At 49.2% G+C, this 15,023-nt stretch carries 15 protein-coding genes; all 15 read right to left on the bottom strand.

Translation table 11 applies throughout. The features are described from left to right. Window positions 1-23: 23 nt before the first annotated feature. A complete protein-coding gene (locus tag BLCOC_RS08555) occupies window positions 24-2,132 on the bottom strand; it encodes an acetate--CoA ligase family protein (RefSeq protein ID WP_115625021.1) in 2,109 nt (702 codons plus the stop codon). A 58-nt stretch (window positions 2,133-2,190) separates the two neighbouring features. Then, complete coding sequence (locus BLCOC_RS08550; RefSeq protein ID WP_018593578.1) at window positions 2,191-2,730, bottom strand: 2-oxoacid:acceptor oxidoreductase family protein; 540 nt, start codon at window positions 2,728-2,730, stop codon at window positions 2,191-2,193. A 2-nt stretch (window positions 2,731-2,732) separates the two neighbouring features. Further along, window positions 2,733-3,470, bottom strand: a complete 738-nt coding sequence (locus tag BLCOC_RS08545) for a thiamine pyrophosphate-dependent enzyme (RefSeq protein WP_018593579.1) — start codon at window positions 3,468-3,470, stop codon at window positions 2,733-2,735. Window position 3,471: 1 nt separating this feature from the next. Continuing rightward, window positions 3,472-4,524 carry a 3-methyl-2-oxobutanoate dehydrogenase subunit VorB gene (vorB, locus tag BLCOC_RS08540; RefSeq protein ID WP_115625020.1) on the bottom strand — a complete coding sequence of 351 codons (1,053 nt, stop codon included), beginning with the start codon at window positions 4,522-4,524 and terminating at the stop codon, window positions 3,472-3,474. Window positions 4,525-4,536: 12 nt separating this feature from the next. Continuing rightward, a complete protein-coding gene (locus BLCOC_RS08535; protein WP_018593581.1) occupies window positions 4,537-4,740 on the bottom strand; it encodes a 4Fe-4S binding protein in 204 nt (67 codons plus the stop codon). 80 nt (window positions 4,741-4,820) lie between these two features. Continuing rightward, a complete protein-coding gene (locus BLCOC_RS08530) occupies window positions 4,821-6,071 on the bottom strand; it encodes an MFS transporter (RefSeq protein ID WP_029469831.1) in 1,251 nt (416 codons plus the stop codon). A 69-nt stretch (window positions 6,072-6,140) separates the two neighbouring features. After that, window positions 6,141-7,313 carry a Glu/Leu/Phe/Val family dehydrogenase gene (locus BLCOC_RS08525; protein WP_029469832.1) on the bottom strand — a complete coding sequence of 391 codons (1,173 nt, stop codon included), beginning with the start codon at window positions 7,311-7,313 and terminating at the stop codon, window positions 6,141-6,143. Between the two features lie 243 nt (window positions 7,314-7,556). Beyond that, a complete protein-coding gene (locus BLCOC_RS08520) occupies window positions 7,557-8,315 on the bottom strand; it encodes an IclR family transcriptional regulator (protein ID WP_115625019.1) in 759 nt (252 codons plus the stop codon). Window positions 8,316-8,749: 434 nt separating this feature from the next. Beyond that, complete coding sequence (locus BLCOC_RS08515) at window positions 8,750-9,034, bottom strand: metal-sensing transcriptional repressor (protein WP_018593585.1); 285 nt, start codon at window positions 9,032-9,034, stop codon at window positions 8,750-8,752. A 33-nt stretch (window positions 9,035-9,067) separates the two neighbouring features. Next, complete coding sequence (locus BLCOC_RS08510) at window positions 9,068-9,655, bottom strand: DJ-1/PfpI family protein (protein ID WP_115625018.1); 588 nt, start codon at window positions 9,653-9,655, stop codon at window positions 9,068-9,070. After that, entirely contained in the window at window positions 9,630-10,292 is a 663-nt protein-coding gene (locus BLCOC_RS08505; protein WP_115625017.1) for an ABC transporter ATP-binding protein, read from the bottom strand. The genes BLCOC_RS08510 and BLCOC_RS08505 overlap by 26 nt, the downstream gene beginning before the upstream one ends. Then, complete coding sequence (locus tag BLCOC_RS08500) at window positions 10,282-11,226, bottom strand: ABC transporter ATP-binding protein (protein ID WP_174717649.1); 945 nt, start codon at window positions 11,224-11,226, stop codon at window positions 10,282-10,284. Before BLCOC_RS08500 ends, BLCOC_RS08505 begins: the two co-directional genes overlap by 11 nt. A gap of 9 nt (window positions 11,227-11,235) precedes the next feature. Further along, the gene (locus BLCOC_RS08495) at window positions 11,236-12,102 is read right to left on the bottom strand and encodes an ABC transporter permease (RefSeq protein WP_115625016.1); all 867 of its coding nucleotides are present in this window, start codon (window positions 12,100-12,102) and stop codon (window positions 11,236-11,238) included. Next, a complete protein-coding gene (locus BLCOC_RS08490) occupies window positions 12,095-13,087 on the bottom strand; it encodes an ABC transporter permease (protein ID WP_029469839.1) in 993 nt (330 codons plus the stop codon). Before BLCOC_RS08490 ends, BLCOC_RS08495 begins: the two co-directional genes overlap by 8 nt. Window positions 13,088-13,205: 118 nt before the next feature. Further along, window positions 13,206-14,885 (bottom strand): ABC transporter substrate-binding protein, encoded by a 1,680-nt coding sequence (locus BLCOC_RS08485; protein ID WP_026255301.1) that lies wholly within the window; start codon window positions 14,883-14,885, stop codon window positions 13,206-13,208. Between the last annotated feature and the right edge of the window lie 138 nt (window positions 14,886-15,023).

The raw sequence follows: 15,023 nt of genomic DNA, 5'->3' as shown, positions 1-15,023 counted from the left end.
CTTTATGGATGCCGATCATTCCGTCAAGTTAAGCTGCCATATTTGACAACGAGGGCGTCAGCAACACCTACTCCTTCCCCTTCCGGGTATACAAACAGCGGATTGATATCCAGCTCTTTGAGGGTATCCCTGTTTGCACTGGCGAAATCAGCAATACTTACAATGGTATCACACAGAGCGTCTATATCACATTTGGCCCCGCCGCGATATCCGTTCAATAATTTAAAAGATTTCAGTGATCTGAGCATGTCTAAGGCCTCCGCTTTGCTGATCGGAGCCGGGTACAATGCCACATCCCTGAACACCTCAACGAACACGCCGCCCATTCCCACCATGACCATGGGACCAAACTGCGGGTCGTTATTCACACCAATGATCATCTCTACTCCTGATTTTAACATGGGAACTGTTAATATCCCATTAATTTTTGCGTCAGGACGCTTGGATGACACACTGTCCATAATTTCATTATATGCCCGAACTGCTTCTTCAGGACCATGAATATTCAGCTTCACACCGCCCACATCGCTTTTGTGCAGAATATCGGCGGACTCCACCTTCATGACAAGGGCTTCCTCTGTATTCTTTGCAAATTCTGCCGCTTCCTCTGCAGAGGTGACAATGACTTCCTTGGGAACCGGAACCCCGTAGGCGCCCAGTTCTTTCTTGCTGTCATGCTCAGACAGAGCATATGTCTCATTGCTCTTCTTCTGTCCTACCGCAAGGCTCAGGCTCTTATTATCCGGTGTATAGGAAATAAAATCAGCCAGATGGCGGAGTATCTTAAATGCATAGACCGTAGGGGGAAGTACCGGCACACCGATATTAAACAGCTTTTCCTGGTATTCCGGGTTCCTGGTATTTTCTGCAAAAGGGATCATGGCAATGGGTTTGCAGTTATCCCCTTTTTCTTTTACAACCTTCTCAATTCCCTCATACATATAGTGAATAGCCGGGTCTGCGATATCCAGAAGCAGTGTGTAGCCGATCAGGACCATACCGATATTGGGGTCATCCATTACAGTCCGCAGCGCTCCTGCGTACAGGTCCGCGTCATAGGAAAGGCTTGCCGTCATATCCAGGGGATTGTTAGGTGATGCGTAGGAGGGAAGCTGCTCTTTTAAAGAGGCCAGCGTCTCCTCTGCAAAATCGGGGTACTCGATACCGTTTAAGCTGCCCACGTCGGCACAGATCCCTGTCTCCCCCCCTGAGAGGTTCATAGACGCGAATGTGGCCTGCTTCGGCATCTGCTTTAAAGTGGAGAGCATCAGGGACATGGCCATCAGCTCCTCCAGGTCATCCACACGGATCGCTCCGAACTTTTTCAGCACAGCCTCAAAGGCCGCATCGGAACCGGAAAGGCTTCCTGTATGGGAGGCAGCAATGGCGCCGCCCTTGGCACTTCTTCCCGCTTTTAAAATGACAACAGGTTTTCTCTTGTCCGCGGCCTTTTTTAGAACAGCCGCAAATTTATCCGCATTCTTAACACCTTCGATATAAACACTGACCACCCTGGTATTCTCATCTTCAACCAGGAAATCCATGTAATCCTCCATCTGGACGATCTTTCCGTTTCCGGCTGATATGCTGTAGGAAAAACGCATGCCGGGGCAGTCCATCAGGGACAGACAGAGCTGACCGCTCTGGGATACCACACCCACACTGCCTTTTCTGTCTCTCTTGTCAGAGATAAACGCAAAGGCCTGCACATTGTCCACATAATTGACAAATCCCGCACAGTTTGGACCCATAACAGCGATCCCAAGCTCTTTTGCTGTGTCCATCAGTTCCTTTTCATTGGCTCTTCCCTGGTCCGTCCCCACTTCACCATATCCGCTGGCAAATACCACCGCACCGCCGCAGCCCTTTGCCGCGCCTTCTCTCAGAAGCGGGATAACCGTTTTCTGGGAAGTACAAATGACCATCATATCCACATTTCCCGGCACATCCGATACGCTCTTATAACAGGGAACTCCAAATACTTGGTCACGCTTTGGATGGATAAAATATACATGGCTTCTGTCTTCCATATAAGTAAGGATATTGCGGCACACATCACCGCCGAAGCCTTCCTTCTCACTGGCACCGATGACTGCTACGGACTTCGGTTTCAGCAGTTTTGTCAAATCCATAGTTTTTTACCTCCTGTGAGAGGGCGGCCAATTCCGCCCTCCTGCTCAAACCCCTTTATTATTTACCTTCCACCCCACGGCGATAGCAGGCTACATTCTTTTCATTGAATTTGCCTTTTCCCTTTTTTTCAAAAAAGGAGACAATGGCTGTTTCCATATATTCGATCGTAAACAAATCACTGTGGGCAGCCAGTGCTCCCAGCATGACCAGGTTGGCACCCTTAGGATTTTTCACTTCCGCGGCTATGTCTGTGGCGGGAATCTTTACTACCGTGATATCTTCCCTGTAGGTTCTGTCCTCCGGTACAATGGAGGAGTTCACCAGCAGAAGCCCTCCGGGTTTCAGACGCTCCTCGAATTTATCAATAGCCGGAGTGTTCATGGTGAACAGAATATCCGGGTGCTTGGATACCGGACTGGCGATCAGCTTATCGCTGATCTTTACCGTACAATTGGCAGTTCCGCCCCGCATCTCCGAACCGTAGGAGGGATAGAATAACACATTTTTGTCCTGTTCCATGCCGGCATTGATGAGCAGCATTCCGGCTGTCAGCACTCCCTGTCCGCCGAATCCGGCACAAATAATTTCTTTTGCCATGTCTATTCCTCCTCCTTTTTGTCTTTAAATTCACCCAGAGGGAAGTATTTTTCCATCTCATTTTTCAGGTGCTCCATGCTCTTTACAGGAGTCATGTTCAGGTTTGTGGGACACGGGGAGAGCAGTTCAACCAGACAGAATCCCTGGCCCTTCATATGTTTTTCAAAGGCTTTTTTGATGTATTTTTTACACTGGATCATCCCCTTGGCATCTGCCATGGTCCCTCTTGCCAGGTAGGCAATGTCAAAGCCTGTAAATGCCTGCTCAACTCTGAAAGGCATTCCCATTTTTTCGGGATCTTTTCCTCTCGGTGTGGAAGTGGTGATCTGGCCCGGAAGAGATGTGGGTGCGCATTGCCCGCCGGTCATGCCGTATAAGCTGTTGTTGATGACTACAGTCACCACATTGTCGTTTCTCAGTGCAGTGTGCATCGTCTCCGCCATGCCGATGGAGTACGCTGCGCCGTCACCGATATAGGCAAGCACCGGGTTATCCGGGCGTACTTTCTTGATGCCTACCGCTGTGGCCACGGGACGGCCGTGAGCTGCCATAACTGTGTCAAATCTCCAGGAATCAATATTTAAAGAACCGCAGGCCACATCTACCACAGCCAGAAGTTTTTCACTTAAGCCCATCTCTTCCATTACTTCAGCGATCAGACGGACTGCCAGGCCGTGTCCGCATCCGGGACAGAAGCCGCTTTGCGTAAATGTTACGGTTTCAGGAGCTACCAGTCTCATATTATACTCCCTCCTTTTTCAGCATTTCTTTTGCTTTAGCAATGATTCCGTCAGATTCCGGAATCTCGAAAATAGAACCAAAATGGTCAACCGGATATTTTCCGCCGGTAGCCAGGCGCACGTCGTCTGTCATCTGACCTAAAATATTCATCTCCACTGTGAGGAAGGCTTTTACATTCTTTGCCTCCTCAAAGGCTTTTACCGGGAACGGCCACAGGGTAATGGGACGGATAAGCCCCAGTTTCAGGCCCTCTTCCCTTGCAAGCTCAACTGTCTCACGGCATACCCTTGAACTGATCCCATAAGCCACAAGTACCAGATCTGCGTCTTCCACCTGGATATTCTCAAAGCGCTGTTCGTCCCGCTCCATGTCATCGTATTTTTCTCTCAGGTAATTCTCATAATCCGGATGGGTGTAATAAACATTCTGGATCTTACGCTGCTCACAGCCTTTTTCACAGCCCTTGATACTCCAGTCAAATTTGTCGATGTCGTGTTCCCTGAATTCGGGGATTTCCACAGCTTCGATCATCTGCCCGATAGCCGCGTCGGAGGCAATGAGAACAGGATGACGGTATTTCTCCGCCAGATCAAAAGCTTCCACCATCAGATCTGCATTTTCCTGGACAGACGCAGGTGCCAGTACCAGTGTGTGATAATCGCCGTGACCGCCGCCTCTTGTGAGCTGCCAGTAATCTCCCTGCCCCTGGGCAATATCTCCCAAGCCTGTGCCGATACGCATAACATCCACGATCACAGCCGGAAGATCTGCTGCCACCAGATAGGAAATCCCCTCCTGTTTCAGAGAAAATCCGGGGCCTGCAGATGTGGTCAGCGCCCTTGCGCCTGCTGCGGATGCCCCCAATACCATATTTACGCCTGCCAGTTCAGACTCTGCCTGGATAAATACACCGCCCACATCTTCCATTCTCCAGGAGAGATATTCCAGGATCTCTGTCTGCGGAGTGATCGGATATCCGCTGTAGAAGCGGCATCCGGCCGCCAGTGCCGCCTCTGCCAGAGCCTCATTTCCTTTAAATAATACTTTTCCCATAATGAACCTCCCTCATCGTATTTCAAATACATAGTCCGGGCATACGCGGTAACACATGCCGCATACCACACATTTTTCTGCATCCACTTCAACCGTATTGTACCCCTTGGCATTCACATGGCCGGATTCCCGGATGGCCTCCTGGGGACACGCATTCATACAATAACCGCAGCCTTTGCAGCGGACGGGATTGGTGTAAACTTTTTCTTTTCCCATAATTTCATTTTCCTTTCTATGATCATTCACAGGGGGTACTGCTTTCCTTGTCTTTTTCGCGTACCGTCAAGAGCCGCGCATCAGACCGCATTTCCCTGTTTTGCTTTCTTACCGTGTCTGTAGATCAACATTGCAAGTGTGGCGCCCACCAGTCCTGAGACTGCAAGGAAACCAAAGATAAAATTGTATCCTGTGCCGCCAAAAGAATCCAGCCACTTTCCGAAGAGCACAGAGTAGATGGAATCCGGCAGATAGCCGATAATAGACGCGATTCCGATCACGGTTCCTGTCATCACTCTGGGGATTCCCGCTTCACTGACTGTGGAGAACACAACTCCGTACATCATCATGGCAAATGCTCCCGGGATCAGGGTATACAGGCTGGCTGCCATGGGGCTGATGCCGGAGGGCAGGATAAGAACCGCTCCGAACAGAGCTGCCAGTATGATAAATGCCGTGGAGAGCCATTTACATGTGGACTTAAATACTTTATCTGCAATGATGCCTCCCACAGGAGCCAGCAGCAGAAGCAGATAGTTACGGACAATGGAGATAAATCCGGAGCTTTCCGGGGATACACCTATCACTTCTGTCAGATAAGGATTGAAATAGGAGATGCTGGTATAAAATCCGTATCCGCAGAAGATAGTAAAGGAAACGATCCATACCACCGGATTTTTCAGCAGTTTTCCCACATCACCCATGTTGAATTTCGGTTCCCCGCCGCCGGCTTTTTCTTCCTGTTTGTCACTGTCTTTCATAAGGAAGAACAGCAGAACCGCTGCAAGGATCGCCACAGAACCGCCGGCTAAAACTGCGCGGAAGAATCCCTGTTCCATATCTCCGCCGGCTGTCTTGTAAATATTCAGGGCCAGTGTGTTGGTCAGGGCCGCCGTGATTCCGTTGCAGGCATAGTAAAGGCCATACATGAATCCCTGTTCTTCCTCTGTTCCGATAATACGGACAGCTTTCATAAGCGCGGACCAGAACACAAAAGCCGTGCTGAAGGAAAGTCCCATCCAGATGAACATGGCGATCTTAAAGTTCATGGTAAAGGCATATAAATAGGCAAGTGCCGATGTACTCAGAAGGGAGATCATCAGTGCTTTTTTCGGGGATACTTTGTCAGCAATGATACCGCCCGGTATGTAGAGGATCATATTTCCCACCGTGTACATGGTGAGCAGCAGGCCGGACTGGGTGTTGCTCATATGCATGGCCGCAAGCTGTGCGTCATAAAAAATGTATTTCACGTAGGGCAGAAAATAGATGGAACCTCCTGCCAGGCCAAGTGTTATGACCGTAAGGTATTTTCTCACTTTAGAATTCATAAAAACCTCCATATACATGGAATGGGGATGCTTTTTTCGCATCCCCACCCTATCCAGCAGAATAACGGATTACATATCCGGAGTGTCGGATTTGTCCGGTGTGAACAGCCTTCTGGCTACGTCACGGGTGAATTCACCTGTCTTTTTGGACTCTTCAAATACCCGGCGTGTCTGTTTGCGGATCAAGTCTACTGTGTCTTTCACAATAGCTGCTGCCGCATCCTCATCACTCATATCTTCGATCTTTACAAGGCGGAAGATAACCGCTTCATAGATACGGATGCCGCCCAGATTGGAAATAAAGTCAACGGCTACATCAACACCGTTTTTACGGAGGATCTCGTCTGCTTCCGGTGTGGTCGGGATATTGGCTGCCTCCACTAACAGGGATGCTTTGATCTTGTCAGCATTGTCTTTATTGATCACATCTTCCAGAGCTGCGGGAATGAGGATATCACATTCTTTTTCCAGCCACTGGCTGTTCGGATAGATCTCATAATTATCTTCAAAAGCTTCCTTGTTCATCTCACCTTTTGGAAGTCTGGTAGCTACCAGCTTGGGAATATCCAGGCCGTCCTTGCAGTAAACCAATCCGTTTACATCAGCGATGCCCACAACCTTGTAGCCCATATTGTTCAGGGAGTTTACACAGCTTGCGCCTACACATCCGAATCCCTGGATAACAACAGACGCGCCTTCTTTGCCGCCCTTCATCTTCCAAGCTTCATCGGCTGCCGCCGCAACGCCGTAGCCGGTGATCATATCATACATTTTGAAACCGTCGTAGGTCAGTTCTTTTTCTGCTCTGTCATGATTTACGATACCCTGATGGATATCAGGATCTTCCTTCATGGCCTTTGTCTGGGGAATACCGATTCCCAGGTCATCTAAGATCCTTAAAACGTCGGAGTAATCCACACCTAAATCTCCGCCGATGGAAACACCTGCATTGATCACCGGTGCGGTAGCAGTCAGGAAACGCCTCAGAACGTCCAGGGCATCCGGTGCTTTATAGTCATATGCGATCCCCGCTTTGCATCCGCCTGTTGTGAGGGATTCACATGCCTTATATTTGTACCCCATAGTCGTTGCAAGACGGATAACCTCCTCTTTTGTAACCGTCGGATGCATTCTTGTTCCGCCTCCGCAATAATGATTAACGAAGTTGTATGCGCACATCCATCCCTTTGCATCTGTCTCTGTGTCGTTCCATTCCACTACTAAATACGGTTTGTTTGCCATTGTAAAAATCCTCCCATTTTTTAATCTGTTCTCTATTACAGAACTTCGTTCTTTATAGTTTTAATTTTTTTACTCGGCATTTCGCCGAGTAATTATATTATTTCTTTTTACTATTCGTTCTGTATTTAAGAACTTCGTTCTTTTTTTATGATATGAGCATATCACACCTTGTTTGTTTTTTCAATATCTTACTTTAATCTTTTTCTTTTTTGTGCAAACTATCCAAATTCCGCTCTTTATTTTCTATAGACGTCTTTGAATCTCATTGGCATACCTCTTGAGGATCTGTACAAAAATGTCACGCTTCTCATCATCCATGCGCAGAGACGGAGTGCTGATACTTATGGCGCCTTCCACTTTTCCTAAATGATTCAACAGAGGCACCCCCACACATTTGACGCCGAAGGTGTTCTCCATATTATCCACTGCATAGCCGTCCCTCCGTGCGTTCCTGACTTCCTCCCACAGCTTCTCCTTATCCGTGATCGTATAATCTGTGAAGGCTTTTTTCTCACGGCTCAGGATCTCCTCCACCGCTTCATCAGGCATATGGGAAAGGATGACTTTCCCCACACTGGTGCAGTACATTTTGGAGCGCTCTCCTGTCACTGATCTGCCGGGCAGCATCTGGCCTTCCGGATAGATACCTTCCAGATACACTACCTCGTCTTCATGTGGGATGGCCAGATATACCAGCTCTCCCGCTTCTTTTGCGATCTGGTGCATATAAGGAAGCACCACCCGGGTAATGGTAAGGCTCTCCCTCAGCGCACGGCTCAGGGTGAACACAGCTGTTCCCAGCCTGAACTTGCCGGTCTCCGGATCCTGCTCCAGATAGTCCATGGCCTTAAAGGTCATTAAAATATTATGCACGTTGCTCTTGTATAATCCCAGCTTTTCACTGATCTCCGTTACACCCAGAGGTTGTTTTTCCACGAAACATCCCAGAATCTCCAGAGCCTTCTGCAGGCTCTTTACCTTGATCTCTTTCTCTTCACTCATAGTGGTTTCCCTCCTAATATTCATGGCGGCACCGCTTGTTCCGTATATAAGAACTCTGTTCAATATTGTACCTTACTAAAATATTACCATTTCTGCCCTTATATTACAAGACCGTGTTTAAAAATGACATGCAAAAAGCCGCATCCCGGCGTTAGGATGCGGCTTTTTGAACTTGGAGTGTCTGTGAATTCAAATCAGACTTCACGTGCCGTTAATAAGCGGAGGGAACGGCACAAAAGCCAATACTGTAAATTTTCCGGTCAACTTTTGGAGGAAGATTAACCGTGATATCATCATATAACACCTGATTGCTTCCCGCAAGCCGCCCCCTGGGTTAAAAATAAAAAAGAGCTTTCGCCTTCCCTTCCGGCAGTTTTTTCACACCCGATTTCCCGATCCCGGGGTTCTCTCCTTGGCGTCTCTCTCCGGGAATTCTATTTCAGGAAAGAATCAAGGGCCTTGTTCAGCCGCTCCAGGCTCTTTTCGTCCCCCTTTTCCAATGCTTCCTCAATACATTCGTCCATGTACTGCTTCAGGACTTCCTTTCCCGCGCCATTGACAGCTGAGCGCACAGCGGCAAGCTGGATCAGGACTTCGCTGCAGTCACGGCCCTGTTCCACCATACCTCGTATGGACTTCAGATGGCCGGAAGCCCTGGCAAGACGGTTGACCATGCTCTTGTCATACTTTGTCCCTGTATCTTTTTTATCCTCTCTCATCGCACAGATCCTTTCTCACTTTGCCCGCCTTTTTCAGCAATAGATCTCTTCCCCTCCGGCCGGATCCCAGGCATATCCCATCTGCCGGGCAGCCTCTGCCGCCACGTCAATATCAATTTGATCTGCCACCATCCAGAGTGTCATATCAAGGCCTGCAGCCGTACTGCTGCAGGAATAATATTTTCCGTCAGCCGCCACTCTGGCCCCTTCTATCCTCTCGATCCCTGCCGTGAACATCCTGTTCCAGTTCTTGTCAAGAGGACAGTCTGCCAGCTTCCGCCTATACAGAAGCCCTGTCTGTGCCAGGATCGCGGAACCATTGCCCACCATCATACAGGTATCCGCATTCTCTGCGGCTCTTTTCACCAGGTTCAAAGTGCGCTCATCCTGCCAGAGCAGCCGCCTTGCTCCCTTTCCCCCGGGGATCAGCAGGATTCCCTCTATTTCCTCGGGGATCAGGAAATCTGTCCAGATTTTGGCTCCCTGTACACTGTTTATCACATCCCCGGACACAGAGAGATAACGGATGTGGAAATACTTCTGCAGTTTCCCCAGTATCTCTGCCGGCCCAAATACATCCATGGCCTCAAAATCATCAAACAGTACCATATTCACATCCATTTTTACACCTGCTTTCCTCTGTAGATTTTATATGATTCACCTCCGCCAGATTTATGTTCCTGGTACACACCTGTTCTGCCAGAGCCATGTTGTGTGTGACTGCCAGCAGCCCTATTTTTCTCTTTTCCACCTCATGGAGCATGAGATTCCATATCTGTGCCTGGGTGATCACATCCAGCATGGTGCTCATCTCGTCCGCCAGCAGAAAATGGGTTCCGTCAAACAGAGAGCGCGCCACACAGAACCGCTGCAGTTCTCCGCCGGATAGTTCCCGAGGATACCGCTCCAGCCACTCCTTCTCAATTCCCAGTGCACACAGCACCTCCTCCCGGAACATGCCTGACTCCTCCAGAACTTTCTTCATCTTCCATCGCGGATTGATAGCCTTCTCCGGGTGTTGGTAAATGAGCTGGACCGGACAGATTCCCTCCTTCTCCATAGGCTTTCCATCCAACAGGATTTCCCCCTCACAGGGTTCCAGATAACCTCCCAGAAGCTTTACCAGAGTGCTTTTGCCGTAACCGCTTGGTCCAACCAGGCCCACGCGTTCTCCTTCTTCTATGGAAAAGTTTACATTCTTCAGTATCCACGGCCCATTTGTATAGCGGAATCCTAAATTTTTCGCTTCAAGTCGCATGTATACACCTCACATATCCTCCCCTGATCTCTCTCATGGGGATATCTTTTTCACATTCTTCTGTTCTGTGGGGACACCTGGGAGAAAAGAGACAGCCTTTTGGCAGATATTTGGCATAGGGCTGAAATCCGGGGATCGGCTGAAATCCATTCTGGGGCAGGGCCTGCCAGAGCGCCTTGGAATAGGGATGACGCAGTTCCTGCATCCCTCTCCTGAAGTCCTCAGCCTTTGCCATCTCTACTGTGGTACCCGCATAAAACACGGCAATCCTGTCCGCAATATTAAAGGCCAGATCAATGTCGTGAGTGATGAGCACCACGGCCTTCCCCTCATCTGCCAGCTCACGGAATATCTTCAGTGCCTCCAGTGCCATCTCCAGATCCAGCCCGGGTGTAGGCTCGTCCGCTATGATCAGGGAGGCGTTGCTGATAACAGCCGTTGACACCAGGACTCTCCTTGCCATTCCCCCGGATATCTGGAAGGGATAATATCTCTCTACCTTTTCATCCAGATGAAATCTCTTGAAAATCTCTTTCTGGGATCTTTTCCTGTCTTTACCGCTGTCACTGCCTGTCACCTGTTTTCCCACTCTCATAAGGGGATCCAGATAGGCTACAGACTGGGGCACCAGAGCAATCTTCGTACCTCTGAGTGCCTCCTTCTTCTTCTGGTCAAGACACTCTCCCCTGTATATGACCTTTCCCGTAACCGCTGCGTTCTCCGGCAGGATTCCCATAACGGCATGTGCCAGAAGGCTTTTTCCGGAACCGCTGGAGCCGGCGATGGCTACAATCTCCCCCGGTTTCACATCCAGGCTCAAGTTAGATATTACCTTCAGGTCATACTGCTCCAGTCCCCTGTCATACATATGGAACGCTACGGATAAGTCCTCCACCTTCAGGATCGGTTCTCTCTCTATTTTTTCTCTCTTCATGTTTTACTCCTATTCATGTGCGCTGTACGGATCTAATATTTTCTTCATATTTTCTCCCAGACGGTCAAAGAGCAGCACAATGATCACAAGCATTAGACCCGGGAAAAACGCAAGCCACCACATGCCCGATGACAGATATTTCATGGATTCCGACAAAATAATCCCTATGGCAGGCTGCTCCGGTGAGAGGCCGAACCCTAAAAATGTAAGTCCCGACTCATGCATGATGGCATGGGGAAAGAGAAGGATCAGGCCTATGATAAACTGGGGCACCATATGAGGCAGAATATGGTGGACCGTGATCCACCAGCTTGAATGTCCCAGTCTCTTTGACACACCTATATATTGCTGGGAGCGTATCTGGAGAACCTCACTTCTTATAATACGGGCAAGTCCTGTCCAGTGGGTGACTGCCACCCCGATCAGAACGCCTTTCAGCCCCTTTCCACAGGCAAAGGAAATGAGGATCAGCAGAACTGTATGGGGAATTCCCATAACAAGATCGATCAGCCAATTGATAAAGTGATCCAGCCAGGAACGTCCCGTGGCTGCTGCCACACCTACAAACAAAGCGATCACCGCACTCACACTTGACGCGATCATGCCCACAGATATACTGACAGACAGCCCTTTTATGGTACGCACCAGCATATCCCGCCCCAGAAGATCCGTTCCAAAGGGATGCTCTAAAGAGGGTTTCAGTGCTTTTTGGGAAAAATCAGCCTGGATAAGGTCATCACTTAAAAAAGCCCCTGACAGATATACCCCCAGGATCACCAGGAAAATCAGCGCTGCAAAAATAATCGTTTTGGTCCTCCGGTTCACTCTCGTCCTTCTTCCCCGTACACCGGACACCACTGCGGTCATATCACTCATTTATGTATCCCTCCCTTATCTGCGGGTCCACAACCCCGTATATTATATTTGCCAGCATATTTCCCACAAAGACAAAGAGTGCCGAAAACAGGGTGATCCCTAAAAGCAAGGGCACGTCAGACCCCATACCCGCCGCAGAAGCCGCGGCACCTAAACCCGGATAGGAAAACACCGTTTCCGCCAGCACAGAGCCTCCGAACAATTCACTGAAGGAACCAAACTGCATAGTCACAGCCGGCAGCATAATATTTCGCAGACCATGCCTTTTTAAAATACTCCACCCGGATTCTCCTCTGGCTTTTGCAAAAAGAACATACTCACTTTCCAGCACATCCACTAATTTTTCCCTTGTGTGAAGCGCCACATTGGCAAAAGACAGAAAACTCAAGGTCAGAGCCGGCAGGATCAGGTGGTGGATCCTCTGCAGTACGGTCACCTGGTCCGTGGGAACGCCTTTCGGCACGCTCATTCCCATGGGAAACCATCCCAGCTTCACGGAAAAAATCATAAGAAACACAATGCCGATCCAGAAAGTCGGGATGGAACACATGATCAGACAGACCTTTTTCAGGACTTTATCCGGTCCTTTCCCGTGAAATGCTCCCATCACACAGCCCACGGTAAATCCAATGATCCCCGAAAACAGCCAGGCAGCCGCCATGAGAGCCAGAGAAGTGACAAACTTTTCTTTGATGATATCCAGCACCGGCCTTCGGTAGATCAGAGACACTCCAAAGTCTCCATGCAGCACCGACTTTGCCCATGCAAAGAAGCGTTCCACAGGCGGGTCATTTAACCCCCAGTATTCCGCTATCTTTGCCCTCTGTTCCATGCTCACATTTGGCACTGCTCCCACATACTGCTGCACCGGGTCAACCGGAGACATACTGACCAGAAGAAAGCTGATGATGCTGACTGCTATGAGAAGTGTCACCATGCGGAGCAGATATTTCCCTGTCAATTTCATATAATATTTATTTTTCATTCTGCTTCTCCATTCGATTTTCTCTTATAAATCTTGTAAAATACGCGCTGGAACACGAACAGCCCCGAACGTAAAATCTGAGAGATTTTACGCCCGGAGCAGTATTTCCCGACTTATTTTATTTCCATGTCCATTCTGCAAGGTTGGCAACCAGAGGCCACGCCGCACCGTGCGCATGAATTCTCTGTTTTCCTATATCCAGCCCATCCTTTACATAGTAGAGATGTGACATATTAACATAGAACGCCCAGGGCGCCTCACCTCTCATAGATGTACCTGTCTCACCGTCCCACTGGGCCTTCTGCCACCACTGGTAGGAATCCTCTATGGTAAGGGAATTCATGGCCTTGTCCAGATATTCATCTGTCTTTTCGCTGGTATAGAATTCAGGATTGTAGAAATCCGTCTTGCCCGCATTACTGCTGTGGTACAGCATATAGGAGGTCATGGGACTATCGGAACCCCAGCCCATGATCATGGGTTCTGAAAACATTCTCTTCACCGTGTCATCCGCGCTGACGCCTTCCACTGTGATATCAAATCCCATATTCTCTTTTGCCTGATTTGCCACGGACATGGCAACTGCCTGGCGCATGGAATCCCCTGCAAAATACATCAGATGAAAGGCCAGCTTTGTCCCGTCTTTCTCACGGATCCCGTCGCCGTCTTCGTCCTTCCATCCCGCTTCATCCAGAAGCTGTTTTGCATAGTCCACATCTGTATCTATAACAGTATCCTCATTCCACCAGGGCATACCGTCGCACTCTGTATAGGCCGGTTTTGCAAAGCCGTTTAAAGCCTCTGTTATGATCTTTTCCCTGTCAATGCCATAGCACAGAGCCTTCCTGACATTCACATCTGAGGTAATGTTATTCCCAATCTTGTAACCATCTTCTGTTGTTTTACCTTCATCCGGCACGGTGGGAAGCGTGATCCCTCTGTTGTCCACAGATTCCACCTCTTCCACGTGCATGCCGTCTATATCATTGGTGGCAATGGTCGCGGAGGTAAGTGCGATGTCCACATCCCCTGCTTTGGCAGATACAAACCGCGCATCCTCCTCCTGTACCAGGAACACTGCTTTTTTGATGGCCGGCTGTTCCCCGTAGTAGTTTTCATTGGCCTCCATGATAAACTGCTGGCCTTTATCCCACTGGGTCAGCCTGTACGGTCCGGAACCAATGGTCTCCTCAGCAGACAGTCCGAAATTATCGCTGTATGACTTTTCCGGTACGATCCCGATCTGGGCTACTGTATAGATAAAGGTCACACACGGCTTGTTCAGCTTGAATTCTACAGTTGTGTCATCCTTTGCCGTACATTCCTCCAGCATGGTAAGATCCATGTAAGTTGCCTTTTCTTTCGTGGTGTTGAATGTAAAAGCCACGTCTGAGGCCTTCAGCGGCTCTTTGTTTGAAAATACTACGTCATCCCTGATTTTAAACGTCCAGGTCAGTGCATCTTCGCTCACACTGTACTCTGTGGCCAGGTCATTTTCCAGTTTGTCATCTCCGTTCACTTTCACCAGGGAGGAATAGAGAGGCGAACCGGTGTAGCCGAACCCGGTGCAGGGGTCCCAGCTATCCGCGTCATTTGAAAATCCAATGGTAACTTCATCCTTTGCAGAAGTCCCCTCCTGCTCTTCTTTGGGAGCATCCGCCTTGGCTGACGCTTCCGTCCCCTTCTGTTTTGCCTCTTTTGCGGAATCCGTACCGGAATCCCCTCCGCTGCCGCAGCCTGTAAGCAGGGATACGGTCATTGCCATACAGCAGAGAACTGCCGCAATCTTTTTCTTCATGTGTTCTGCTCCTTTTTCTGTTTTGTATTTACTTTGTCTCTTCCCGGAATATTTCCCCGCTTCCGGGCTTTCATGAATGGAGTATAGCAGAGGGAAAAATGACCCGCAAGCCGCCCCCGGGGTTTTAAAAAGAAGGTT

This window comes from Blautia coccoides (assembly GCF_034355335.1).
Classification (GTDB): domain Bacteria; phylum Bacillota; class Clostridia; order Lachnospirales; family Lachnospiraceae; genus Blautia; species Blautia producta.
Note: the sequence above shows the minus strand (reverse complement) of the source record. Positions and strands in the feature narration are given on the sequence as shown.

Excerpts from the sequence above, each read along its gene's own strand:
- BLCOC_RS08555 (WP_115625021.1), bottom strand. The coding sequence starts at position 2,132 with ATGGATTTGACAAAACTGCTGAAACCGAAGTCCGTAGCAGTCATCGGT.
- BLCOC_RS08550 (WP_018593578.1), bottom strand. The coding sequence starts at position 2,730 with ATGGCAAAAGAAATTATTTGTGCCGGATTCGGCGGACAGGGAGTGCTG.
- BLCOC_RS08545 (WP_018593579.1), bottom strand. The coding sequence starts at position 3,470 with ATGAGACTGGTAGCTCCTGAAACCGTAACATTTACGCAAAGCGGCTTC.
- vorB (WP_115625020.1), bottom strand. The coding sequence starts at position 4,524 with ATGGGAAAAGTATTATTTAAAGGAAATGAGGCTCTGGCAGAGGCGGCA.
- BLCOC_RS08535 (WP_018593581.1), bottom strand. The coding sequence starts at position 4,740 with ATGGGAAAAGAAAAAGTTTACACCAATCCCGTCCGCTGCAAAGGCTGC.
- BLCOC_RS08530 (WP_029469831.1), bottom strand. The coding sequence starts at position 6,071 with ATGAATTCTAAAGTGAGAAAATACCTTACGGTCATAACACTTGGCCTG.
- BLCOC_RS08525 (WP_029469832.1), bottom strand. The coding sequence starts at position 7,313 with ATGGCAAACAAACCGTATTTAGTAGTGGAATGGAACGACACAGAGACA.
- BLCOC_RS08520 (WP_115625019.1), bottom strand. The coding sequence starts at position 8,315 with ATGAGTGAAGAGAAAGAGATCAAGGTAAAGAGCCTGCAGAAGGCTCTG.
- BLCOC_RS08515 (WP_018593585.1), bottom strand. The coding sequence starts at position 9,034 with ATGAGAGAGGATAAAAAAGATACAGGGACAAAGTATGACAAGAGCATG.
- BLCOC_RS08510 (WP_115625018.1), bottom strand. The coding sequence starts at position 9,655 with ATGGATGTGAATATGGTACTGTTTGATGATTTTGAGGCCATGGATGTA.
- BLCOC_RS08505 (WP_115625017.1), bottom strand. The coding sequence starts at position 10,292 with ATGCGACTTGAAGCGAAAAATTTAGGATTCCGCTATACAAATGGGCCG.
- BLCOC_RS08500 (WP_174717649.1), bottom strand. The coding sequence starts at position 11,226 with ATGAAGAGAGAAAAAATAGAGAGAGAACCGATCCTGAAGGTGGAGGAC.
- BLCOC_RS08495 (WP_115625016.1), bottom strand. The coding sequence starts at position 12,102 with ATGAGTGATATGACCGCAGTGGTGTCCGGTGTACGGGGAAGAAGGACG.
- BLCOC_RS08490 (WP_029469839.1), bottom strand. The coding sequence starts at position 13,087 with ATGAAAAATAAATATTATATGAAATTGACAGGGAAATATCTGCTCCGC.
- BLCOC_RS08485 (WP_026255301.1), bottom strand. The coding sequence starts at position 14,885 with ATGAAGAAAAAGATTGCGGCAGTTCTCTGCTGTATGGCAATGACCGTA.